Here is a 22,646-nt window from a genome sequence, read left to right as displayed (position 1 = left end):
GAGTTTGCGGACGCGCGGGACCGCGCGTCCACAAAGTGTTGCTGGCTCTAGTTTTCAATCGCGGCCTGTGGCGTATTGCGGAAGCTGATCGCCATGCGGTTGTAGGCGTTCATCAGGCCGATCGCGATCGTCAGATCAACGAGCTCGCGCTCCTCGAACACCGCACGGGCGGCCTCGTAAGCCTGATCGGGAACATTGGTCTCGGCGACCCGCGTCACCGTTTCGGCCCAGGCAAGGGCGGCCCGCTCACGCTCGTCGAAGAGATTGCCGGCTTCCGCCCATGCCTGCACCAGCGCGATCTTCTCGATCTTCTGGCCTTTCTTCATGAGGTCACGGGTGTGCATGTCAAGGCAGTAGGCGCAGTTGTTGATCTGCGAGATACGAAGATAGACCAGATCGACCAGCACCGAAGGGAGGCCGCTCTGCATGATGTAGCCGTAGACGCCGCCGAGGGCCTTGGCTCCGGCCGGGGCGATCTGGTTGTAGTCGAGACGCTTGCTCATTTGTCTTGTCCTTGAAGGTATTCCGTTTTTGAACGTCGGTTCACTCGTGGGGGGTGGTGATGTCCTTTTCACCGCTGTCGTGGACGATGACGGCGAGCAGCTTTGCGGGCTTGGTCTTGCTCGCATTGCGGCTGACGAGATGGGCGGAGCCCGGCGCTTCGTACCAGCTCTCGCCGGCACGGAAAGTCTCAGTCGGGCCGTCGTTCACCTTCGACTCGATTTCTCCGGAGAGGACGTAGGCGAAGATGAAGGCCGACTTTGCGTGGTCGTGCGGAAGCGAGGCTCCGCCCGGCTGATAGTCTACAATCAGTGCGCTCAGCGTCTTGCCCGAAATGTTCGGTATCGCCTTTTCGAAGTGGGGCGTAACGGTTTCGCCGAGGTCATGCGCGGCCGCGGGCATTGCGATGGCGATCGCGATGGCGGCGCCGGTGGCGGCAATTACAGATCGTATGGTCATGATGACGGTTCTCCTTGCGCTTGGTCATGATGACGTTTCTCTCTCACGCCCTAGAAATGACGTCCTTTTGGTTCTAAAAAAAGCACCAAGAACCGGCAAAAATCGTGTACCACGAAGCATGGACCAGCCGCTGAAACTGGAGCTCGACCGGTCTGCGAAGACGCCGCTGGCCGAGCAGATACGAAAAGGCATCAGCACCGCGATCGAGAGCGGGGTGCTCGCGCCTGGCGCGCGGCTGCCGTCCTGGCTGGACCTTGCGGCCCAGCTTGGCGTTGCCCGTGGCACGGTGCGAACGGCCTATGACAAGCTGTCCGCTGCCCAGCTCATCGTCGCGTCGCGCGCGACCGGAACCCGCGTCGCGGATCGGCCCGCCGCCATCGCCCGGGTCGAAGAGCCGCCCGATCCCGGCTCGTTCATGGAACGGTATCTGGAGATGATTGCCGGACCGGCGATTTTCCAGATGGGCGTGCCGGCGCAGGAAACCCTTCCCGCGACGCTTTTAGCAAGGATCCGCGCGCAGGCCGTGCGCGCGGAATCGAGCGCGCCGGCCATTTATCCTGACCCTCGCGGTGAGCTGGAACTGCGGCGGGAAATCGCCGCCTATCTCGCCGTCTCGCGCCGCATCGCGTGCTCGCCCTCCGAGGTCATCATTACCGGCGGCTACGCCAACGGGCTCGGGCTGGCGCTCCGTGTGCTCGGCCTCGAGGGGCGGAAGGCCTGGATGGAGGACCCCGGCTTCCCGTTCACCCGGCGCGGGCTGGAGCTCGCGCGATTGTCTCTCGCGCCGATCCCCGTCGATCAGGACGGCATCGATGTCGACCATGGCATCCGCCATGCCCCGGACGCAGCGCTGGTCGTCGTGACGCCGGGGCAGCAGGCGCCGCTCGGGCCAGCGCTTTCGCTGGCAAGGCGCCTGCGCCTTCTCGACTGGGCGGCCCGGAGCGAAGCCTGGGTGATCGAGGACGATTATCTGAGCGAATTGCAGCTCGATGGCCGCGCAGCACCGGCGCTCGCCTCGCTCGACCGGGCCGGGCGCGTCATTCACATAGGCTCCTTCAGCAAGACCATCAGCCCTACGCTGAGACTCGGCTTTCTCGTCGCGCCGCCAGCGCTCGCCTCCCGCTTTGCCGAGGCCGCGGCGTGCCTCGCTCCGCCTCCGGGGCCGGCGGTGCAGCTCGCAACCGCCGAGTTCATGCGCGAAGGCCACTACATGCGGCACTTGAGACGCACGAAGCGCGTCTACGCTGCCCAGCGCGACGCCTTGCTGAAATGTCTCATGCCGGGAGCCGGGGAGGCGACTGTTGCCGGATTGGCCGTGCTGCTGCGGCTGCCAGACGGTGCGCCGGACGTTGCCATCGCCCGGGAAACGCTGGCATTCGGAATGGCGCCGGCACCGCTCTCAGTCTGGTATGCGTCGCCGGAGTCAGCAAAATCCGGTTTGCTTTTAGGCCTCGCGACGGCGCCGCAAAGGCAGCTCGGGAGATCCTGGGATCGTCTAAAGGGGATCATAGGCCGCTTCGCCTGACGACGGGTGCCTTCCTTCGTTCGCACGACCGCACCCACTGCATGTTGTCTCAGCGCGCCGAGGACATGCTGGCGGCAAGATTGGTTCCATGAAACTCAAAAAGAAGAGGGCGCGCTCTTTTGGGCGAGAGCCCCCTTTTGCTCTGCAGTTCAGAGCAACGACGGCGTATTGATCCTTACATATTCTTGCGCGGGCCGTCACCGCGGCCCGCTTTTACCACGCAAGGCCTTCGCCATCAGGCATCATCTTCATCGTCGTCGTCATCTTCATCGTCGTCGTCATCATCCTCCTCGTCGTCGTCATCATCTTCGTCGTCGTCATCGTCATCATCCTCGTCGTCGTCATCATCGTCGTCGTCATCATCATCCTCGTCGTCATCATCATCATCTTCATCTTCATCATCTTCATCGTCGTCATCGTGGTCTTCGCGGTCGGCGACGAGAGTGAAGAGGTCGTCATCGCTGAGGCCGATGCTGTCGCCATCATCGCTTTGATAGCCGGCCTTTGCGACATCAGTGGAGAAGGGGGTGGAAATCGCCAGCAGCGTCATTGCCGTCGACAGGGTGAGAATGCGTGTAAGTTTCTTCATTATAGCCTCCCTGTATGCATTGCCTGTTATCTGTTCGGAGATTTGCAAAGACACAACTGCACTCAGTACGCGACCAGAGAACCTACGCACTACGATATGCAATTCGATCACAGGACAGGGAAATCGGCCATCCTACGAGTGTAGGATGGCGGGCAAATCTAAAGCGCCATGCGTCCATCAGACGCGCAAAGGTCGCCGCAGAGCTTTGAGTTTGTGCATAATTTTGTCCTTAGATCGATTCCGATTTAAGGAATCATGCAGTCGCCGATTGCGGCCGCCGAGCTCTTTCCCGGCTTCCGGGGAAAGCGGTGGCCGATGCCTTACGCAGGCGGGCATCGAGCGCGCGGTCCTGAGAGATGCCCATCCGCATGTATAGCTCGACCGCCAACACGCTTCAACATAGCGTCGGCGGCGCGGCTACTGCATGTTTCCTTAAATCGTACCCGATTTAAGGACAAAAACATGCAGCAATTCAAAGTGCTACAGCGTCCTTTGCGCGTCTAATAAGACGCGCGGCGCTGTAGTGGCCGACGCGTCTCGATCACGCAAAACAGGAGTGCATCATGTCGCAGGCAGAAACCAAACCCCGTACGATTGGTCAGCAGCAGACAAACATGAGCTTGGACAACACCTCACACGCCGGTAGAACGGGTCTCGACGAGTTGGTTCCGTCGCGCTACGCGGTGCGGGTCGGCGAGATCGAGGTGCTGGTGATCAGCGATGGAGTGCTGACGCCGCCAGCCGAGTCGATGGCCACCAACGCCGATCCGGCCGTCCGGGCCGCCTGGCTGGACGACAGGTTCCTGTCAAGGGTCGCCTTCGATTGGGCACTGAACGCGGTCGTGGTGCGCAGCGGCGGCCAGACGATACTCATCGACAGCGGGCTAGGAGAGGAGTACCCGGACTTCCCGCGGGCCGGGCAGTTTGTCCATCGACTGGAGGCCGCCGGCGTCGATCTCGCATCCGTGACCGACGTGGTGCTGACCCACATGCACTTTGACCACGTTGGCGGGCTGCTTGTCGACGGCGTGAAGGACCGGCTGCGCCCGGACCTGCGGGTCCATGTATCCGCCGCAGAGGCCAAGTTCTGGGAGGCGCCCGATTTCTCCCGCACCGCCATGCCGCCGGCGCTTGCGGAGCTGGCCCGGCGCGCGTCCAGGCAGTTCCTGGACGAGTATCGCAGCCATCTGCGGACTTTTGAAGAGGAGTGCGAGGTGGCGCCGGGGTTGGTCGTTACTCGCACCGGCGGCCACACCCCAGGGCACAGCGTGGTCCGCGTGGCGTCCGGTGGAGACCGGCTGATGTTCGCTGGCGATGCCTTGTTCCCGGTCTCGTTCGACCACCCCGAGTGGCACAACGGCTTCGAACACGACCCTGAGGAGGCGACCCGCGTTCGGCTCCGTCTTATGCGGGAGCTGGCGGAGACCGGCTCGTTGCTGGTGTCCACGCATATGCCGTTCCCGTCCGTCGGCCATGTGGCTGCCGCCGGCGACCTCTTTCGTTGGGTTCCTTCCTGGTGGGACTACTGACCGCTGGGTAGGCCGAGCCAGAGCATCCCGCTTTCAAGTGGAATTACTGAAAGCGGATAAGATGCTCTAGAATCAAAGTGCTAGAGCGTCCTTTGTGCGCTCACTTGAACGCACGGCGCTCTAGACGACCGCATGCGTTTTGAGCAGCGCCGCGCGTCTTATCAGACGCGCAAGGGACGCTGTAGCACTTTGAGTTCTGCATGTTTTTTGTCCTTAAATCGGGCACGATTTAAGGAAACATGCAGTAATCGATCGTTGCCTCGTACGTCACCGCCCGTATCGCGGTGTCGTACGAGTTCGCCGGCTTAGAGCAATTCCAGGAAAAGTGTGTAACGGTTTTCCGTCCGGAATTGCGTAATTTCAAATAGTTAGATCATTCGCTGTTTCAAAGAAACAATGAAATGATCTAGGCTTCGGCTCCTCGACCGCGAGCAGGTCGATCATCTCGCGCCCGCGTCGCTTGTACCCTGAACAGTGTGGACCGGGCCGCTGAAGACCCGTCTGGCCTGTGCCGAACTCTTTGTATCAAAGCGTATCGAGATACGTCAGTTTCAGCATTCACCTACAATCCTGCCGCAGTCGCGAAACATCCCGTACACGAACGGCGAGCTTTTGTGCGTCATCGGCCGAAAGGGCAGGAAGCCTCGGCGAAGTCGAAACGCACAAAGGAAGAAACCATGGCCGCCAAAGCCGCACATCAGATGTTGGGACACGCCGTTGTAGGCACCAACGACCTGGACACTGCCGCAAACTTCTATGATCAATTGTTCGCCCTGTTCGGCGTAGGACGAATCCTCGAACAGCCCGGCAGGGCCGTATACTTCGGCACGACGGGTCTCGAGTTTGGCGTCACCAATCCCTTCAATGGCGAGGGTGCCACGATCGGCAACGGCAACATGGTTGCGCTCAGCGCGCGCTCCCGTGCTCACGTCGATGAAGTGCATGCGCTTGCCCTGAAGCTTGGCGGGACCGATGAGGGCAAGCCGGGGCCGCGTGGCCCGAACGAGGACGGTCCGTACTGCGCCTACTTCCGCGATCTCGACGGCAACAAGCTGCTCGTCTTCCGCGCCGGTCCGGATGAAGCCCACGGCTAAAACGAGGGGTTGCTCGATCGAAAGATCGAGCAATCGCCTTCCGGCGATCACCCAACAATCCTTGAACCCGGGTGCTTCAATGACGAGTTCCATGATGGTCGGCGTCGTCGCCGCGCTCTTTGCCGCCTTTGCATGGTCGCTGAATTTCATCGTCCCCTTCGTCATAGGCGATTATTCGGTTTTCGATTTTGCGCTGTTCCGGTTTGTGATCTCCGGCGTTTTGGGTCTGGGATTTCTGGCATTCACCAGAAAAGCTCTGCGCGAGCTGAGGTTTCGCGACCTGCTGACGACAGCCTTTCTTGGTTTCATCGGGTATCTCGGTTATTTCCTGACCGTCGTCGGCGCGGCCATATTTGCGGGTCCGGTGATTGCGCCGGCATTTCTGGCATTCGTGCCCGTCGTGCTGGCGATCGTTGGCAACTTGCGCCGGAGAAGCGTGGCATGGAGCACCCTGATCCTGCCGCTCACATTGGCTGTCGTCGGCCTGTCTCTCGTCAACGTCAGTGTGTTCGATGCTGCCAGCATGGCGACGACGCGGTCACTCTCGATCGGCATTCCGCTGGCGATTGCCGCCGTATTGCTGTGGACGTGGTTCGGCATTGCCAATGAGAGTGCCCTTGCCAAACGTCCAGGCATGGATGCCGGGGTCTGGACGGCGCTTATCATGACCGGTGGCGGGATCGAGATGCTGGCCTTCATGCCTGTTGGTCTTGCCTTGGGCGTATTTGAGATCCCGCGGCTTGGTCTTGGTTGGGGTGTGGCTGCTCCTCTCTATCTGTGGGGAACGGGTCTGGCGCTGCTGGCCTCGGTCGGCGGTGCATGGGCGTGGACGATTGCCTCGCAACGGCTGCCTGTCGCCCTTTCCGCCCAATTGATCGTGTCGGAAACAGTCTTCGGCACGCTATTCGGCCTTGCCGTGCATGGCCGATCGCCAACGGTGCTGGAGATTACCGGAATAGCCATTCTGACGGCAGGTGTCTTGACCGCCGTCCGGGCCTTCCATGGAGGGAGCAGACAATCGGCAGTGGCATAACATTCGCGGACGTCCTGATATGCCCGGAATTGTGGAGCCGCGGTCTGTGCGATCTCGCCGATGGCCGGGCATGTCCATAGTGGCGCTACAAGCGGGCGTAAGGAATACTCAAATTGATGCCGTTCCCATCGGCGCGGTCGAGGTTTATCGTGCCGGAGAGAGCGTCGGAGCTGCCGGGCGAGGGGCGTCGCTCGCGCGAACGATCACGCTCTATAGCGCCGCGCGTCTCACCAGACGCGCAAGCACTTTGAACTGCTGCAGGAAAAGGGGGGTACCGACCATGCACACGATCAGAATGCTCAGCGCCGGCATGCTTTTTCTCACCGGTCCAGCCTTCGCGGCCGATTTGCTGCCAGACCCGGTGGTGCCGGTCAGCCACGGCGTTTCGGCGGCCGACCAGCCGACCGTCAACCGCTGCAACGAGGCGATCGCCGAATGGGCCTCGCAATACGATCCGGTAGCCATCGAGACCAGCCTGACCGAGCCGGTACGCGCAGGCGCCGGCGGCGCGCGGATCGCCACGTTGGCAGTCAAGATCGACTACCTGCGCCAGGGCGGCATCGAGCCGCGCGCGGCGACCATCGCCTGCACGGTGACGGCGGACGGCGAGGTCAGTGTCGAGCTGATCAAACAAGGGTAGGACCGGGCAGCATCGCTGCGCCGTGATGCGCCTACAGCGACCCTCTCATCTGTAGCACCTTGAGATCCGGTTGTTTGCGGCCCGAGCACGATGCGGTTGGCCGTCACGCGGTTATCTGCGCGGCCTTCGCCGCGGCGGATGCCATAAAGCACATCCGGCGTCGAGCGGTCCCAGGCGATGCCTTGGCCAGTGTTCTTCAGTGGCACCGTCGCGACCCATTTCAGGACGGAGCCGGTCTCCGGGCGCTCCATCACGTATGCCTCGGCGGCATCGTGACCGGTCAAATAGAGTCTGCCGTCGGGTCCCCAGGATCCGCCCGAATTGCTCATGTCCCCGAATTTCTCGAGCACTTCATCCGGCAGAACCCACGCCTCGGCAATCCGCCAGTCATGGCCAAAGCGGACGACCTGCGTGTTGTCCCTGTTTCCATAGGCGAACGGACTGCGGTCGAATATCCGGTTGTAATTGGCGAATGCTCCCCACCATGAGCCGTCGTGGTAGTCGAGCCAGGTCAAGAAGCCGCGATCGATACCGAGGGCGTGCGTGCCGACGTGCTGCATGGTTGCTGGGTCAAAGACCTCGACCGAATTGGCCGCCGGCCAATCGGGAAAGTTCGAGTGCGCCGCGTATATTTCTCCGCCAACCACGACGGCGCTGTTGAGGTGCTTGAACGGTCCATCCTTTTGCCCTTCGAAAACAGCGATCCGCTCGCGGCCCGCCTTGCCGTATTTGGCGATCGCGCGGTTGTCGACGGCGTAGAAGTGATCGGCATCCACGCCGACCCCCTGGTTGGCCTCGGGAACCGCGAATTCCCGCACCCGTTCCGCCGCGATCGGTCGCCCGGGTGCCGCGACGTCTGCGATCACGATGCCGGCAGCAAGGGCGAACCCGGCCGAGAGTAGAATGATACCCGCCCGCAAGCGCGCCTCCATCTGCTCGCGTTGACCATCTTGATCATGCCATCCTGGCAGGAATTTTCGCCAGCAATGTGCAGGCGCGAACGACAATCGGTCGTGCAAAAGGATAGGTTGCGGCCTTCGCCGTCAACATGCATATACCGCTGGTATGGGCTGACGACGGTGCTTCGGCTGCAGCGCCGCGCCGGCTCCCACCCGCGGTCAGGAAGCATCTCTGCAATGTACGATCAGCTCGCTTCGCCTCTCGTCCAGGTTATCGCGCTGGGTGTTGCAAGCATTGTCATCTGGCATCTGCAGGGGCGCGGTCGTCCGAACGCGCGCCTGGTGGTCCAGATCGCATTTTTCCTGGCGATGACGGCGATATTGATCGGAAACGGCATTTCTCCGTTCAAGTTCGAGCCGATGCAGGAAGTCGGCGGAACCCTCATCGCCGCCAAGGTGCTCTGGTGGATGCATCTCTCCTGGTCCACCATCGGCTTTATCCGCATCTACATTGTGCTGGATGGCAGGCCGCGCGAAGCCCGGCTGCTTCAGGACCTGTTCGTCGCGGTCGTGTATCTCGGGGTGACACTCTCCATCCTCTCCTTCGTGTTCGGCATCGCGATCGGGACACTGGTCGCGACCTCGGGCGTCATCGCGATCATTCTCGGGCTTGCCTTGCAGAGCACATTGAACGACGTCTTTTCCGGCGTGGCTCTGACATTGGGACGCCCCTACGGCATCGGTGACTGGATCATCCTACCCGACGGCGTCGAAGGACGGGTGGTCGAGAACACCTGGCGTTCGACCCATATCCTGACGCCGGCCAACAACATCGTCGTCCTGCCGAACAGCGTGCTGGCGAAGGTCGGGCTGACGAACATCACCCGCCCTGACGAGACGCATCTGCGCGTCCTGGCATTCCGCGTGAGGCCGACGCATCCGCCGTCCTTCATCGCCGAGGCGATGCGGCGAGCCATGATCGGGGCAAACCACATTGTTCACGATCCTGCTCCGGGCGTCGCTCTCACGGCGGTCGACGCCATGGCGGTCGAGGTCGAACTGCAATACCGCGTCAGGCACCCCTCCGACCGGATTCCCGCCCAAAACGAGCTCATCGATCTCGTCTACCGGCAATGCACGGCGATGGGCCTGTCGCTCGCGCTGCCAACAACGGCAACGGTCCTAACGGAGAGCGCCGTCGCCGGGCCAGGATCTGCGGAGACGGCGAAGGATCTGCTTCAGGCCAGCCCGATCTTCGCCGACCTGAAACTGGAAGAACTGGAGAAGCTCGAAGCCGCGGCGCGGATCCGGCGATACCGGTCCGGAGACCTCGTGTTCGGTCGAGCGGAAAATAGCCCAAGCCTGATGCTTGTCCGCTCGGGCGTCGTCGCCGCACATAGCAACGGCGCGGAGGTCATTCGATTGGCACCGGGCGCGATATTCGGCCAGGCCGACGGTATCGACGGCGAGCCCACGACATTCGAAGCTCTGACCGAGGTCGAGGCCTACGAGATCGACAGTCTGGCCATGAAGTCCCTGTTGCGAGACTATCCGACAATGCAGAATGACCTTTCCCGATATCTCGCCGACCTTGCGGGGCACGCGCCGGGCAATGGGCCTGCTGCGGGAAAGCACGCCTTCCTGCGCAAGGTTCACGGTTTGCTGGGGCGGTGAGGGGCGGCCGAGCAAAAAAGCGGGCGGCGGCAGTTACGGAGTGACCGATGGTTCCGCGGCCACTCCGGGGACACACAATGCAGGGGAAACAAATAAACGCTCACGTGAGAATTTGCAGAAGCAGCGCGGGTGAGCTTGCGATGAACGCGGCCGCGAAGAACCCGACGAAGCCGAGCGCTATCGCGCCGCCCCATCCGTGATGCTCCCACCCATAGATCGCGCCAAATGTCGTTGCCATGGTGACCAGTAAAACCACCCAAATGACTTGGATCGCGGTCTTGAGTGCTTGAATCATGATGTCCATTCCCGGCGGCGACGCGACAGGCTCGCAGTTGTCGCAGTTATTCTCTGCACTTCAAGATAGTGCTGGACGCTGGTGGTCACTAGACCCGGTTCAGGAACTCAATCACCCGCCGGGTGAGCAGCGCAGCGGCGTCGGCGTCGTATGAGGGCAGCGAGCTGTCGGCGAAGTAGTGCTGGTCGCCGGGGTAGAGGAAAAGCGCGGCGTCCTCGACCTTTTCCACGATCTCGCGGGCGGCATCGATGTCGCCCTCGCCGACGAAGATCGGGTCGTCGTCCATGCCGTGGATCTCAACCGGGACGCCGTCCGGCCATGACCCGAAGGCCCAGGCGCCGCCGATCGGCAGGCAGGAGTAAAAGAGCAGTGCTCCGCGGGCTCCGGGCCGGGTTTGCGCGAGCTTCTGCGCCGGCAGCACGCCGAAGGAGAACCCGGCATAGACGAGATCGGAGGGCAGGTCGTCGGCGATGCGGACGCCGCGCTCGCGCATCTCGTCGAAGCCGATCTCTTCGATGTAGGCGAGACCCTCGGGAATGCTCTCGAAGGTGCGCCCCTCGAACAGGTCCGGCGTATGCACGGTGTGTCCGGCTTGCCGCAACTCGTCGGCAAAGGCGCGGACGCCGCGGGTCAGCCCCTGTGCGTGATGAAAGAGCAGGACCTCAGCCATGAGAAGCCTCCGGGCGGATCGAGGGAAACAGGCAGCAGGGCGCCAACCGCTTGACCGCGAAGAGCGCGTCATCGGTGACACGCTCTCGTTCCCCCCAACGGCTACCACAAGCAGCCCCGGGCGCTCAAGGCCGCGGGCCGACGAGGGTGGCCTTCTCGAAGGGCGTTGGCCGCTCAGGACGGCAGGCGAACGATCATTTCCATTTCCAGTTGCAGGTCGGGCGCGGCCAGAGCGGCGACGCCGACGCCCGTCAGGCTCGGCTGCGCGCCGTCGAACATTGCACGCAGATGCGGCATGAGCTCTTCTATGCGCTCAGGCGTCAGGTCGACCAAGTAGAGGCGCACCATGACAAGGTCTTCCGGCGAGGCGCCTAGGGCGTCGAGAGCTGCCTTCGCGTTGGCGACGACGAGTTCCGCCTGTTCCGCAAGGCCATCCGGCGCCGGTTCGCCGCGGGGGCGCCAGGCGACCTGCCCGGAAACGAAGGCAAGCCGACCCGGCTCCACGGTTGTGATCTGCGAGTAGCCGAGCGCACCTGCATCGGGCAGGGCAGGCGGATTCAAACGCGTCAGTGACTGTGCCATTTCGGCTTCCTTCCTGTGGTTGTGGCTCGCCTCGGCGGCGACCTGCGCGTTCGCCGCCCTCGCGAGGCGTTGGTTTCTATAGCCGTTCGATTGACGAATGGACGTCCACACAGAAGCGACACGCGCGACGCCGAGGGCGCCCGGCGACGTCATACCTTGAATCGCTTGCATCCACAGGTCGTACTAGGGTGTGAACTCATAAATTGTGCATCGAGGGAGCCTGTGCTTGCGGCAAAACTGCCGGCCCGCCATCATTGGCAAATGCAACAGAACTACTCAGACTTCCTTGCCGTTGAGATAACCGCCGTGCAACTTGATGCGTGGGCGGACCTACTGCCCGTTCCGTGCCGTGTCTTGGGGTCTAACCTCTTCGGAGACGTGTTCTTGGCGGATGCCGGTGGAGCAATCCATATGCTGGAAGTCGCCGCTGCTTCGATCGCGGAGATCGCGGCTTCTGAGGAAGAGTTCCATCAACGTTGCGTTGACGATGCAGACGGTTGGCTGCTGCGTCCATTGGTGGATCGATGCCGCTCAGCAGGAATGGTCCTTAGTTCCACTCAGTGCTATGCCTTCACGACGCTTCCTTTATTTGGGGGCGAATACAAGGTCGACAACATCTGGATATGCGCCTGGACGGAATGGCTGAGCTTTACGGCCACAATATACGCGCAAACCAAGGACTTGCCGGACGGCTCCACCGTCGCAATCAAGTTTGTCGACTGAGGCTTGTCTAGTCTGCAACAACCTGATTCAAGCTCGGCATGAGCCGATATGGTCTTACCGACTTTGAATGGCGCGTTATAGAGCCGCTGCGACGCGTCTTGAAGAAGCGCAACCTTATTGAGCGCTTCTTCAACAAGCTCAAATGCTTCCGCAGGATAGCCACGCGTTACGACAAACTGGGATCGACCTTCCTGATGACAAAGCCGGCCTGCATTCGCCTAAAGCTGCGGCATTATGAGTCCACGACCCAATCTAATGCATGTCGCTCAAAAGTGTGCAGCGGTTCTGGGACAACGACATGCATGAAAACAAAGACCTAAAGCGCGTCGCATGAGGCGGTTTGAACGCGACGTGCTTTAGAGACATGTCCGGCAGCGTGAAGCCTCTGCGGTAGTCTACAGCGCCGCGCGTCCAATCGAACGCGCAAAGGTCGCTGTCGCCCTTTGAGTTGCCGCATGATTTTGTTCTTAAATCGATTCCGACTTAAGGAATCATGCGATGGCCGCTGGAGTTGCATCATGCTGCGTGCGAATCTGAACGACATTCAGGTGTTCATGGCCGTCGTCGATGCGGGGAGCTTCGTCGCCGGAGGGCAGGCCATGGGCCTGTCCAGGTCGGCGGCGGGAAAAGCCGTCATCCGCCTGGAAGACAGGCTCGGTACGCGTCTCCTGAACCGCACGACCAGAACCTTGAGCCTCACCGAGGAAGGGCGGGTGTTCTACGAACGCGGGCTGCAGGTTCTGGCGTCGATCGACGAAGCGGAGGCGAGTGTGGCCGGGCAGAGCGGCACGCCACGCGGGGTTCTCCGGCTCACCGTTCCCGATGCCTTTGGGCGGCTTCTGGTTCTGCCCGTCATCGGAAAATATCTGGCGGCCTGGCCCGAGATCCAGGTCGAGGTGAGCTTCTCCGATCGCGTGGCCGACATCGTCGAGGAAGGTTTCGATCTGGCGGTCAGGATCGGGGTTACGACTTCGGATACCCGGCTCGTCTCCCGGGTGGTCGCCAGATACAAGGCGGTGTTCTGTGCCTCGCCGTCCTACATCGCCGGGCGCGGCGAGCCGCTGGACATAGACGATCTTGCAGCACACGACTGCCTGATCTTCAGCAGTCGCAACCAAAGGCAAAGCTGGCGCTTCCGCGGGGAAGGAAGTTCGTGGGTCAAAGCCCAGGGCCGCAGCCGCCTGAGGCTCGATAGCGGAGAGGCGATCCGGGATGCCGCCATGGCGGGACTCGGCATCGCGTTTCTTCCGGACTTTCTGGTCGCGGAGGACATGGCTGCGGGCCGCCTCCAGCCGGTTCTTTCCGATCTCGAGACCGACGACGTAAAGATCGTGACGATCTATCCCAACAAGCGTCTCCTCGAGCCGCGTGTCAGGCGCTTCATCGATCTCATGGTCGAAGAACTTGGGGGCTGAAGCATCAGGGCTCGCCCGCGACCATCTCGGGAAAGTCGCCGCAAATTACGGATCAAGGCTCGATCGCTTTACCGTAAGGCGCTGGGCAAAATGCGTTAACGCCCTAAAGTAGCCTCCGTCTTTCAGTGGAGTGAACGTTATGGCCGAGAAGACGTCCAGCAAGCCGACGAAGGTCGTGAACGAGCCCGACGCCAAGCGGGGTGCTGCGAAGGCGGGGAAGCCGCGCCAGCCGGCCGCCAAATCGTCGGCCCGCAAGCCCGCAGCGACCAAGCCTGCAGCCACCAAGGCCGCCGCAACCAAGACCAAGGATGCGAAGCCGACCCTGCTTTCAGGCGGCAACCCGCAGATTGCGAAGGGCGAGGGCAACGCTCCCGTGCAGGCCTATATCGCGGCCATGCCGGGCTGGAAGAGCGACGCCGGGCGCCGCCTCGACGCGCTCATCGTGCGCACCGTCCCCGGGGTCAAGAAGGCGGTCAAATGGAACTCGCCCTTCTATGGCGTCGAGGGCCAGGGCTGGTTCCTCGCCTATCACTGCTTCACGAAATACATCAAGGTGACGTTCTTCCGCGGCGCATCGCTCAGTCCTCTTCCGCCGGTCGAGTCCAAGGACAAGAACACGCGCTATTTCCACATCCACGAGGGCGAGCATCTCGACGAGGAACTGGTGGCAAGCTGGATCAGGCAGGCATCCGAGCTGCCCGGCTGGATGACGTAGCACAGACTGCCTTAGAGACCGTTTGAAAAGGACGCCGTAGCACTTTGAATTGCTGCATGTTTTTATCCTTAAACCGGTTACGATTTAAGGAAACATGCAGTAGGCGACACCTTATCGATTGGAACGCCACCTTGGAGATTGGAAACATGGCGCTCAAGCGGATGGACAACGTAGGAATCGTCGTCGAAGACCTCGAAGGGACGATTGATTTCTTTCGCGAACTCGGCCTCGAGCTCGAAGGGCGGGCCATGATCGAAGGAGAATGGGCCGGACGTGTCACTGGACTGGGCGATCAGCACGTCGAGATCGCCATGATGCGCACACCGGACGGCCACAGCCGGCTCGAGCTCTCCCGCTTCCTTACGCCGCCTGTCGTCGCAGATCACCGGAACGCCCCGGTCAACGCCCTGGGCTACCTCCGCGTCATGTTCACCGTGGACGACATCGACGACACGCTCCAACGGCTCCGCATGCGCGGCGCGCAGCTCGTAGGCGAAGTCGTTCAGTATAAGGACGCGTATCGGCTCTGCTACATCCGTGGGCCTGAAGGGCTTCTCATCGGACTCGCCCAGGAACTCAGCTGAGCGCGATACGAAGAGAAACGGCGAAGAGTGACCAATGTCAGCGAGCGCGACCGAGGCCCGCATCGACGTGTCAGAAGCCATGATCCACGTCGCCATGGGCGGTCTTCTGCTCCGACGTGTCAGCCACTGACGTTCTCAAACGGACTCTTAGAGCAATTCCCGGAAAAGTGCGTAAGGGTCTCCGTCCGGAATTGCCTGAGCGGTGTGCCGCGCACACCTATGCTGGCGGCATTTCAAGACCGTTCGGTAGCGAAATCCAGATTACGGTTTGTGCCTCCGGCGAATGGCGGGACAGATGGCCTTTGCCATGGGTGTCCTCCACCAACACGAAGCTACCCGCCTGAACGTGGCGCACCTCACCGTCGCTCGTCTCATATTCTACTGAGCCATCAAGTCTCACCGTCAGCACGGGCTCCGGCACCTTATGCCACGCAACTTCGCGCATCCCTGCGGGGATGTGGGTGATGCGGACGCGAGATGCCGGATAGCTGCCAGTAACGTCGAAGGGAACGGCGTCGGGATGTACCGCCTTCTTCGTTGTTGGCAGTTCGATTTCATCGAAATGTGACTCGCCATCCGGGGTAGCATAGATGCGAAGGCATTTCATGCGATTGGCTCCATCTCATTTACTAGAGCATCCCGCTTTCAAGTGGAATCACTGAAAGCGGATAAGATGCTCTAGAATCAAAGTGCTAGGTAAGCGGTGCATTGACCCCGTCTGGCGATAGCGGTGGATCGGGTTTATTCGTGTGAGCTCAGGGAATGAGCTTGGTATGAATTGCTATGTCTGAACCTATGTCCGAACATAGAACGTTCCATATGATCGAAGCCGTTGCGGGTCGCCTGGAGGGCGCGCCGCGAGAGGTTCGACGTTGGTCAAATGAGTTGAAGGCTCAGGCGGTAGCCGAAAGCATGGAGCCAGGTGCGAGCGTTTCTGCGATAGCGAGGCGCATAGGGATCGACCCATCGCAATTGTTCACGTGGCGGCGCAATGCCCGACTGAAAGCGGAGGCTGTTGTTGATACGGCTCGGGGCGAAAGCTCCACCGCGGACATCATGATCGGCGACGCTGTGATCCGGGTGAATGTCGCGATCGACGAGCCACATCTCGTCAGGCTGATCCGCGCGGTACGCTCTGCATGATACCGGCTGGTACGAAGGTGTTCTTGGCCAGTCATCCCGTTGACTTCCGCAAAGGTCCAGACAGTCTTTTGGCGCTGGTGCGTGATGCTGGAAGTGATCCCTTCAATGGCTCGCTCTACGTTTTCCGCGCCAAAAGAGCAGACAGAATAAAGATCGCCTGGTGGGATGGCTCAGGCGTCTGCCTATATTCGAAGCGGCTCGAAAAAAATCAGTTCGTCTGGCCGAAGATCGGACCGGCCCGCGTGCAGCTCAATCACGCGCAACTGCTTGCACTCGTTGACGGCATGGACTGGAAACGGGTCCGCTCGGCTACGGTGAAACGACCGGAATTTGTTGGGTAAAAGCCCTGCGGCAGAGTGAATCAGGCGGCTGAAACTGAGGGTAAATCTCGCCGAAACATGCTCTACATAAGGGCATGAAACCAGCCGATCTCGAGCTTCCTGATGACGTTGATGCGCTGAAAGCCATGGTCATGGCGATGGCAGCAAAGGCTGCGCGCGCCGATGTTCTGGAAGACGAAGTCGCTGATCTGAAGGCCCGCAATACGGACGCGGACGAACAGATCGCCAAGTTGAAGCTGATCCTCAAAGCTTTCAATCGATACAGGTATGGCCGCCGTTCGGAAAAGCAGGGCAAGTCCATCGAGGCAGACCTGGACGAACAGGGCGCGTTTGTCTTCGAAGAAATCGACATTGGCATTGCCGCGATTGAGGCGCTGGTTTCCAAGGGCCGCAATCCAGGCGCTGCAAAGCGTGCGCCGCGCCCGCGCAAGGGCTTCCCGCCGCACCTGGAGCGGGTCCATGTAGTCATCGAGCCGGACGAACTGCCCGAACACGCTGGCAAACAGAAGGTCCTGATCGGGGAAGATACCTCCGAGCGGCTTGATGTCATTCCGCCGAAGTTCCGGGTGATCGTCACCCATCGCCCGAAGTATGCCTTCAAGAACGAAGACGGCGTCATCCAGGCCTCAGCCCCGGCGCATATCGTCGAAAGCGGCATTCCGACGGAAGCGCTGCTCGCCTATATCGCGGTCTCCAAATATGGCGACGGGTTGCCGCTCTATCGACAGGAGGCGATCTTCCTGCGCGACCATGTCGAGGTCGAGCGCGGTATCATGGCGCGGTGGATGGGTAAGCTCGGGTTCGAACTCGAGATCCTCGCGGACTACACCTTCAGCCAGATCAAACGAGGTGAACGAATATTCGCCGACGAGACGACATTACCGACACTTGTTCCCGGATCGGGGTCGGCAAAGACAGCGTATTTATGGGCGTACGCGCGGGACGATCGACCGTTCGGCGGCAGTGGTCCGCCGATGGTGGCCTATCGTTTTGAAGACAGTCGATCCGGCGATTGTGTCGCGCGGCATCTCGAAGGCTATCGCGGTATCCTGCAAATCGACGGATACACTGCCTATAACCGTGTTGCCCGCCCCGACCGCGGAAACGACGGCGCTCTATTGGCAGGATGCTGGGCGCATGGTCGCCGTCGGTTTTACGAACTGCACGCGAACGACAGTTCCAAGGTGGCAACGGCGACAATCGAAAAGATGGGCGCACTTTGGTCGATTGAGGAAAAGGTGCGCGGACAAAGCCCCGATGTTCGCGCAGCCGCCCGCCAGGAGGCCTCCGCTGCAGTCGTTGCCGATCTCTACAAACTCTGGCAGGACACGCTGCCCCGCATCTCTGGAAAATCAAAGCTCGCCGAAGCCATTCGCTATGCCCTTCATCGACGGGAAGCCTTCGAACAGTTCCTCCATGACGGGCGCATCGAAATAGACTCCAACATTGTTGAGCGTGCAATCAGACCCCAGGCAATTGTTCGGAAGAACAGCCTATTTGCCGGAAATGCAGGGGGCGGAAGGACTTGGGCCACACTCTCTACGCTCATCCAGTCCGCCAAGATGAACGAAGTTGATCCGCTGGCCTGGCTGACGCAGACGCTTGAGCGTATCGCCGCAGGTTGGCCATCAAGCGATCTCGACGCTCTGATGCCCTGGAACTTCAAGAAGTAACGGCCTCACGTCACCGCTTACAGTGCTAGAGCGTCCTTTGTGCGTTCACTTGAACGCACGGCGCTCTAGGCTGAGGCGGGAAATGCCTACCATAAGGAAGTCAGCCAACACCACAGGTAGCGGAGGAAAGTCTGGTTTGGTTACATGCCTGCCTCGGCCATCCAAAGCTCGGCATCGGCACCGCCCGGAATACGCAATGGGGCGGACGGATCGGTTGCGGCTTTCCAGACCGCCGCCGCCACGTCGGGCGCATTGGTTACGGGACCCGTGTCGTCCTGCGCGTTCTTCACAAATTGCTGGATCAGCGGCGCGTAGTCAGGATCATCCACACCGCGCAGGTGGGGGCGGGCATTGGCCCCGAAGCGCGTTTCCGGTGAGCGTCCCGGTAGAACGACATGCACGCGTATCCCGAACGGCTCCACCTCCACCGCAAGGGACTCGGTGAAGGCGTTCACCGCCGCTTTGCTCGCCCGGTACACCCCGACCACCGGCAGCGTCTTCACCGTCACCGTAGACGTGACGTTGATGACGACGCCTGACCTCCGTTGACGCATCTGCGGCAAGACGGCCTGAACCATCGCCAGCGTCCCGATCGTATTGGTCTGGAAAAGCGCCCGGACTGTCTCGGGTGCCGTCAATTCGACCGGTGATGGCGCACCGAAGCCGGCGTTGTTGACCAGCACGTCGATGCGGCCTGCCGCCTCGACAGCTTGCGCGATGCTCGCCGGATCGGTGACGTCGAGTGCTAGCACCCGCAGGCGATCGGAGGCAGGCAGCAACTCCGCGTCGGGAGTGCGCATCGTCGCGATCACGTCCCACCCCCGTTCGAGAAACAGTTTCGCGGTTTCCAGACCGAAGCCGGACGAGCAACCGGTAATCAATATCGTAGGCATAGGCATCTCCGTACAAAATGAATGAGCCTATGGTAGTGACCGCATGACGGACTTAATATAGGCAATAGTCTTCATTCCTTTAGCGTTAGTCCTGAATATGGCCGTCGATCCGCTTGCAGAAATCGTCACGCTGCTACAGCCTGCCGCCCGCTTCTCGAAATTGGTGGAGTGTGCCGGGTCCTGGCGAATTCATCGTGAAGCCATCGGCGAACCATTCTATTGCGCGATCCTGGAAGGGACTTGCCGCGTGAAGTTCGGCAGTCATCCACCGTTCGTCCTCCAGGCCGGTGACTTCGTGCTTGCGCCGGCGATGCGCGATCTGGTCAACGAGAGCATCGATGCGCCGGCCGATCTCTCCGCCATGATCCCGACGCAGGTCCGCGACGGGCATTTCCGTGTCGGACGCCACAACGGGCCTGCCGATCTGCGCATGCGGATCGGGCATTGCAGCTTCGGCGCGCCAGATACGGCCCTGCTTGTCTCTCTCTTGCCGGATGTGGTTCTCGTTCGTGGCGAACCCCGGCTTGCCACGCTGATGCAGTTGGTGGGCGAGGAAACGCGCGAACGGCGGCCGGCACGCGAACTCGTGCTGGAACGGCTGTTGGAGGTGTTGTTGATCGAGGCATTGCGATCCGGCACGGAAACGACAGCCGCGCCGGGCTTGAGCCGCGGCCTTGCCGATGAACGCTTGGCGGCCGCGCTTCATGCCCTGCATGCGCGCCCAGAACATCCTTGGACTGTCTCGGACCTCGCGGCCGAAGCGGCTCTGTCCCGCTCGGCCTTCTTTGCCCGGTTCAGCCGCATTGTCGGCTTACCTCCAATGGAATATCTATTGGCTTGGCGCATGGCTCTTGCAAAGCAGCTCTTGCGCAGCCGTGAATTGGGCATAGATCAGGTGGCCGAACGCGTGGGTTACGGATCGGCAAGCACTTTCAGCGTTGCCTTTGCGCGATATGCAGGCATGCCACCCGCTCGATATGCTCGCAGCATCCCAAGAAGCGATTAGCCAGCGCATAAATCACCGGCTAGCGGCGAAGAAGGGAACGAGCGCCGCGGTGATCTCATCGGGGCAGTCTTCGGGCTGAAGATGACCGCCGCTCGTCGCCACGCCCGTGACGTCGTCGGCCCAGAGCCGCCAGATCTCGGCCGCATGCAATCGGCCCGGCTTCTCCTGGGAGTGTGGCCAGAGCACGAGGACAGGACAATCCAGCTTGCGTCCTGCTGCGCGGTCCGCTTGGTCATGGGCAAGATCCTCAGCCAGCGCCGCACGATAGTCTTCACATATTGCGTGCCTGACTGCTGGGTCGCGGAAAGCGGCACGGTACGCTTCCCTTGCCGCCGCCTCAATCACGCGACTGCTTTCTGCATTCATGGACGCAAGGGCCCGATCGATGAACTCATTCGGTGCGGCCGCGAGCAACCGTTCGGGTAGATCTGCCTCCTGGCCCAGCAGGAACCAATGATAGCGCTTCTGCGCATAACGATAGTCGACGGCCAGCATCGCATCGAGGGTAGGAATGACGGTGAGCGACGCGAAGCGGGTTACTATGCCAGGATGGTCGAGCACCAGTCTGTAGCCGGCGCGTGCGCCGCGATCATGTCCGGCCAGCGCAAAGCGCGAATGACCGAGCGCCCGCATAAGCGCGACCAACGCTTCACCGACGCGCCGCTTGGTCCAGCGCGGGAACGTCGCGTGCGGCCGGCTGGCGCCATAGCCGGGCAGGTCGGGGATGACCAGCGTGTGGTGACGTGCCAGCATTGGGCCGACCTTGCGCCACGCGATATGCGTCTCGGGAAAGCCATGAAGCAGCAGGAGCGGCGGCCCTGCGCCGCCGATGACGCCGGCGAAGCGAACGCCGCCGGCGTCCATGTCCAGGGTGCGGAAGCCCGGAAAGAACGGCGGTACCGCGTCACGGCTGCGGGCAGCCGTGATGTCGATGGTAGAGTTTGAAGAACGGTGTCGCCGATCCAGGTTCACGTCGATCCTCAGCCCCTGTTGGCGGCCTGCACGAAGGCGGCAAGCTCCTGTCCGTACCGTACCGGCTCCTCATAGAAGGGGCTGTGTCCGCTGTCGGAGAAAAGCGAGAGCCGGCTGTTAGCGTGGATGGACTTGATCCGTTCCGACATCGCGACGCGAACCAGGCGGTCGTGGACGCCATGCGTCAGCAGGATCGGGCCGGCATAGGCTTTGAAGACGGGTTCGAGATCGGTTGTCTCCGTCTTGATGAAGCCCGCGTTCACCGCGCGGGCGGTCATGCCGTTGATGACCAGCATGCGCTGCATCTCCACCGCGGTCGGCGGCCGGTGGAAGCAGGCGGCGAGGAAGTCGGCCGTGGCCGCGGTGCGTTCTGCCAGATCGTGCGAGGTGCAGGTGCCGGTGAAGGTCGCCGCCTCCTTGGTGAGGAGATCCGGCGACAGCCTGGTGACGGCGTCGACCAGATTGACGCCTGCAACTGCCGAACCCCCGTATTTGCGCAGATAGGCGCCGGCCACGAAGCCGCCGAGTGACCATCCCACGAGCACCGGCCGGCGAAGCTTGGCGCCGGCGATTACGGCGGCGACGTCGTCCGCCCATCGATCGGCATCGGAATAGGCGTCGAGCGCGGTCGGCTTGTCGGAATCGCCATGGCCGCGGAGGTCGAAGCCCGCCATGCGGAAGCCCGCCAGCGCAGGATCGGCGAACTGCTTTTCCCAGCTCAGGCGGCTCTGACGCAGGCCATGGATGAACAGGATCTCCGGCGCTTGGCTGTCGCCCTGCGCCTCGCCTGTCAGCATCACGCCATCCGCCGACCGCACGGCGAATAGCTCGCGCGCTGCCGCAGGTGCTCTATCGGCCTCTCTCCCAGGGACAGAGTTGCCAGCGGATGCCGCTTGAGCTTGCGGCGCCGTACGGGCGGCTTCGATGGCCAAGGTGGCGAGGCCGGCCGCGCCGGCGAGGAAGGTACGTCTCGAGTGGCTCATGAGTGTCGCTCCATGTTGTTTAGCGGCCGCTATTCAACGTACTTGACTTCGCCTGTCAAGGGTTGTTTAGTGCTCGCTATGGAAAGCAAGGCAAAATCACGCGGCGGACGACCTTGGAGTTTCGACCGGCAAAAGGCGGTCGAGACCGCGATGCGGCTGTTCTGGCGGCACGGCTATGAAGGGGTGTCGATCGGTGATCTGACGAACGAGATAGGGATAGCGCCTCCAAGCCTCTACGCTGCCTTTGGCAGCAAGGCGGAGCTCTACCGGGAAGCAGTTACACGCTATGAGGAGACGCTCGGATGCCTGGATGTAGCGTCCATCAAATCGGCGGGGTCGCTGGCGGACGCAGTACGGGTATTGCTCGAGGGAGCCGTAAGAGCAGTAACCGACCCTCACCTTGAACGTGGCTGCCTGATCTCAAGCGGCATGGTTGCTTGTCACCCGGAGCATGCCCCGCTCGCCCGCGCCGCGGCCACGCGGCGTGATGCTATGCGCGAGCGGATTGGGGAAGCGCTCCAGCCCTTTGCCCGCGCGGACGAGGTTCGGCGCTTGGCGCGCCATCTGGCTGCCGTCATGCAGGGTATTTCGATCCAGGCGCGCGACGGTAGCGAGCCAGCGGAACTGCAGGAGATCGTTGAAGATGTAGTGGCGGGCGTCGCAGCACGGCTTCCCAAGGATGCGCGAAAACATTGACTTGCCGTTCGTG

Annotated in this window: 26 protein-coding genes and 1 pseudogene; 16 read left to right on the top strand and 11 right to left on the bottom strand. The window is 61.6% G+C overall.

Features of this window, described 5'->3' with window-relative positions; genetic code table 11:
- Positions 1-47 precede the first annotated feature (47 nt).
- Positions 48-503, bottom strand: a complete 456-nt coding sequence (locus RB548_RS10880; protein WP_331371334.1) for a carboxymuconolactone decarboxylase family protein — start codon at positions 501-503, stop codon at positions 48-50.
- Between the two features lie 40 nt (positions 504-543).
- Positions 544-960, bottom strand: a complete 417-nt coding sequence (locus RB548_RS10875) for a cupin domain-containing protein (protein ID WP_331371333.1) — start codon at positions 958-960, stop codon at positions 544-546.
- A 118-nt stretch (positions 961-1,078) separates the two neighbouring features.
- On the opposite strand from RB548_RS10875, the gene pdxR reads away from it, so the two are divergent.
- A complete protein-coding gene (gene pdxR / locus RB548_RS10870) occupies positions 1,079-2,485 on the top strand; it encodes a MocR-like pyridoxine biosynthesis transcription factor PdxR (protein WP_331371332.1) in 1,407 nt (468 codons plus the stop codon).
- A gap of 235 nt (positions 2,486-2,720) precedes the next feature.
- Here pdxR and RB548_RS10865 read toward each other — a convergent pair whose 3' ends face one another.
- On the bottom strand, positions 2,721-3,074 hold the full coding sequence (locus RB548_RS10865) for a hypothetical protein (RefSeq protein WP_331371331.1): 354 nt from the start codon (positions 3,072-3,074) through the stop codon (positions 2,721-2,723).
- A 563-nt stretch (positions 3,075-3,637) separates the two neighbouring features.
- Here RB548_RS10865 and RB548_RS10860 point away from each other — a divergent pair.
- From RB548_RS10860 to RB548_RS10845, 4 genes are all read left to right on the top strand, one after another.
- Entirely contained in the window at positions 3,638-4,603 is a 966-nt protein-coding gene (locus RB548_RS10860; RefSeq protein ID WP_331371330.1) for an MBL fold metallo-hydrolase, read from the top strand.
- A 677-nt stretch (positions 4,604-5,280) separates the two neighbouring features.
- Positions 5,281-5,697 carry a VOC family protein gene (locus tag RB548_RS10855; protein ID WP_331371329.1) on the top strand — a complete coding sequence of 139 codons (417 nt, stop codon included), beginning with the start codon at positions 5,281-5,283 and terminating at the stop codon, positions 5,695-5,697.
- Between the two features lie 79 nt (positions 5,698-5,776).
- Positions 5,777-6,730 (top strand): DMT family transporter, encoded by a 954-nt coding sequence (locus RB548_RS10850; protein ID WP_408642367.1) that lies wholly within the window; start codon positions 5,777-5,779, stop codon positions 6,728-6,730.
- Between the two features lie 280 nt (positions 6,731-7,010).
- Entirely contained in the window at positions 7,011-7,370 is a 360-nt protein-coding gene (locus RB548_RS10845) for a hypothetical protein (RefSeq protein ID WP_331371327.1), read from the top strand.
- Here the strand turns inward: RB548_RS10845 and RB548_RS10840 are convergent.
- Positions 7,271-8,290 carry a cycloisomerase gene (locus tag RB548_RS10840; RefSeq protein ID WP_331371326.1) on the bottom strand — a complete coding sequence of 340 codons (1,020 nt, stop codon included), beginning with the start codon at positions 8,288-8,290 and terminating at the stop codon, positions 7,271-7,273. The genes RB548_RS10845 and RB548_RS10840 overlap by 100 nt on opposite strands.
- 216 nt (positions 8,291-8,506) lie before the next feature.
- On the opposite strand from RB548_RS10840, the gene RB548_RS10835 reads away from it, so the two are divergent.
- The gene (locus RB548_RS10835) at positions 8,507-9,943 is read left to right on the top strand and encodes a mechanosensitive ion channel domain-containing protein (RefSeq protein ID WP_331371325.1); all 1,437 of its coding nucleotides are present in this window, start codon (positions 8,507-8,509) and stop codon (positions 9,941-9,943) included.
- A gap of 100 nt (positions 9,944-10,043) precedes the next feature.
- Here the strand turns inward: RB548_RS10835 and RB548_RS10830 are convergent, their stop codons facing one another.
- The 3 genes from RB548_RS10830 to RB548_RS10820 form a co-directional block, all read right to left on the bottom strand.
- Entirely contained in the window at positions 10,044-10,238 is a 195-nt protein-coding gene (locus RB548_RS10830) for a hypothetical protein (protein WP_331371324.1), read from the bottom strand.
- An 88-nt stretch (positions 10,239-10,326) separates the two neighbouring features.
- Complete coding sequence (locus RB548_RS10825) at positions 10,327-10,908, bottom strand: dienelactone hydrolase family protein (RefSeq protein WP_331371323.1); 582 nt, start codon at positions 10,906-10,908, stop codon at positions 10,327-10,329.
- A 173-nt stretch (positions 10,909-11,081) separates the two neighbouring features.
- Entirely contained in the window at positions 11,082-11,489 is a 408-nt protein-coding gene (locus RB548_RS10820) for a RidA family protein (RefSeq protein ID WP_331371322.1), read from the bottom strand.
- Between the two features lie 222 nt (positions 11,490-11,711).
- Here RB548_RS10820 and RB548_RS10815 point away from each other — a divergent pair, with 222 nt between their 5' ends.
- The 5 genes and pseudogenes from RB548_RS10815 to RB548_RS10795 all read left to right on the top strand — a co-directional run bounded on the left by RB548_RS10815 (position 11,712) and on the right by RB548_RS10795 (position 14,926).
- On the top strand, positions 11,712-12,212 hold the full coding sequence (locus RB548_RS10815) for a T6SS immunity protein Tdi1 domain-containing protein (RefSeq protein WP_331371321.1): 501 nt from the start codon (positions 11,712-11,714) through the stop codon (positions 12,210-12,212).
- A gap of 101 nt (positions 12,213-12,313) precedes the next feature.
- A pseudogene (locus RB548_RS10810) lies at positions 12,314-12,406 on the top strand (IS5/IS1182 family transposase); the annotation flags it as partial.
- Positions 12,407-12,730: 324 nt separating this feature from the next.
- Complete coding sequence (locus RB548_RS10805; RefSeq protein ID WP_331371320.1) at positions 12,731-13,627, top strand: LysR family transcriptional regulator; 897 nt, start codon at positions 12,731-12,733, stop codon at positions 13,625-13,627.
- A gap of 139 nt (positions 13,628-13,766) precedes the next feature.
- Positions 13,767-14,342: a DUF1801 domain-containing protein gene (locus tag RB548_RS10800; RefSeq protein WP_331371319.1), complete on the top strand. Its 576-nt coding sequence runs from the start codon at positions 13,767-13,769 to the stop codon at positions 14,340-14,342.
- A 146-nt stretch (positions 14,343-14,488) separates the two neighbouring features.
- Entirely contained in the window at positions 14,489-14,926 is a 438-nt protein-coding gene (locus RB548_RS10795) for a VOC family protein (RefSeq protein ID WP_331371318.1), read from the top strand.
- 217 nt (positions 14,927-15,143) lie between these two features.
- Here the strand turns inward: RB548_RS10795 and RB548_RS10790 are convergent, their stop codons facing one another.
- Positions 15,144-15,533, bottom strand: coding sequence for a cupin domain-containing protein (locus tag RB548_RS10790; protein WP_331371317.1), 390 nt, complete (start codon positions 15,531-15,533; stop codon positions 15,144-15,146).
- 212 nt (positions 15,534-15,745) lie between these two features.
- On the opposite strand from RB548_RS10790, the gene RB548_RS10785 reads away from it, so the two are divergent.
- The 3 genes from RB548_RS10785 (at position 15,746) to tnpC (ending at position 18,083) form a co-directional block, all read left to right on the top strand.
- Positions 15,746-16,069 (top strand): transposase, encoded by a 324-nt coding sequence (locus tag RB548_RS10785; RefSeq protein ID WP_040669324.1) that lies wholly within the window; start codon positions 15,746-15,748, stop codon positions 16,067-16,069.
- 23 nt (positions 16,070-16,092) lie between these two features.
- Positions 16,093-16,410 (top strand): IS66 family insertion sequence element accessory protein TnpB, encoded by a 318-nt coding sequence (tnpB, locus tag RB548_RS10780; protein ID WP_158539472.1) that lies wholly within the window; start codon positions 16,093-16,095, stop codon positions 16,408-16,410.
- Between the two features lie 74 nt (positions 16,411-16,484).
- Positions 16,485-18,083 (top strand): IS66 family transposase, encoded by a 1,599-nt coding sequence (gene tnpC, locus RB548_RS10775; RefSeq protein WP_331371316.1) that lies wholly within the window; start codon positions 16,485-16,487, stop codon positions 18,081-18,083.
- A 140-nt stretch (positions 18,084-18,223) separates the two neighbouring features.
- On the opposite strand, the gene RB548_RS10770 is transcribed toward tnpC, so the two are convergent.
- Positions 18,224-18,976: an SDR family oxidoreductase gene (locus RB548_RS10770; RefSeq protein WP_331371315.1), complete on the bottom strand. Its 753-nt coding sequence runs from the start codon at positions 18,974-18,976 to the stop codon at positions 18,224-18,226.
- A 97-nt stretch (positions 18,977-19,073) separates the two neighbouring features.
- Here RB548_RS10770 and RB548_RS10765 point away from each other — a divergent pair, with 97 nt between their 5' ends.
- Positions 19,074-19,982, top strand: a complete 909-nt coding sequence (locus RB548_RS10765; protein ID WP_331371314.1) for an AraC family transcriptional regulator — start codon at positions 19,074-19,076, stop codon at positions 19,980-19,982.
- A gap of 12 nt (positions 19,983-19,994) precedes the next feature.
- On the opposite strand, the gene RB548_RS10760 is transcribed toward RB548_RS10765, so the two are convergent.
- Positions 19,995-20,954 carry an alpha/beta fold hydrolase gene (locus tag RB548_RS10760; RefSeq protein WP_331371313.1) on the bottom strand — a complete coding sequence of 320 codons (960 nt, stop codon included), beginning with the start codon at positions 20,952-20,954 and terminating at the stop codon, positions 19,995-19,997.
- Positions 20,955-20,962: 8 nt separating this feature from the next.
- The gene (locus tag RB548_RS10755) at positions 20,963-21,937 is read right to left on the bottom strand and encodes an alpha/beta fold hydrolase (RefSeq protein ID WP_331371312.1); all 975 of its coding nucleotides are present in this window, start codon (positions 21,935-21,937) and stop codon (positions 20,963-20,965) included.
- A 78-nt stretch (positions 21,938-22,015) separates the two neighbouring features.
- Between RB548_RS10755 and RB548_RS10750 the strand changes: the two genes are divergently transcribed.
- A complete protein-coding gene (locus tag RB548_RS10750) occupies positions 22,016-22,633 on the top strand; it encodes a TetR/AcrR family transcriptional regulator (RefSeq protein ID WP_331371311.1) in 618 nt (205 codons plus the stop codon).
- Positions 22,634-22,646 lie beyond the last annotated feature (13 nt).

Origin of the sequence: Sinorhizobium chiapasense, from assembly GCF_036488675.1 — a bacterium.
Classification (GTDB): domain Bacteria; phylum Pseudomonadota; class Alphaproteobacteria; order Rhizobiales; family Rhizobiaceae; genus Sinorhizobium; species Sinorhizobium chiapasense.
This window is presented reverse-complemented; position numbering and strand designations above follow the sequence as displayed.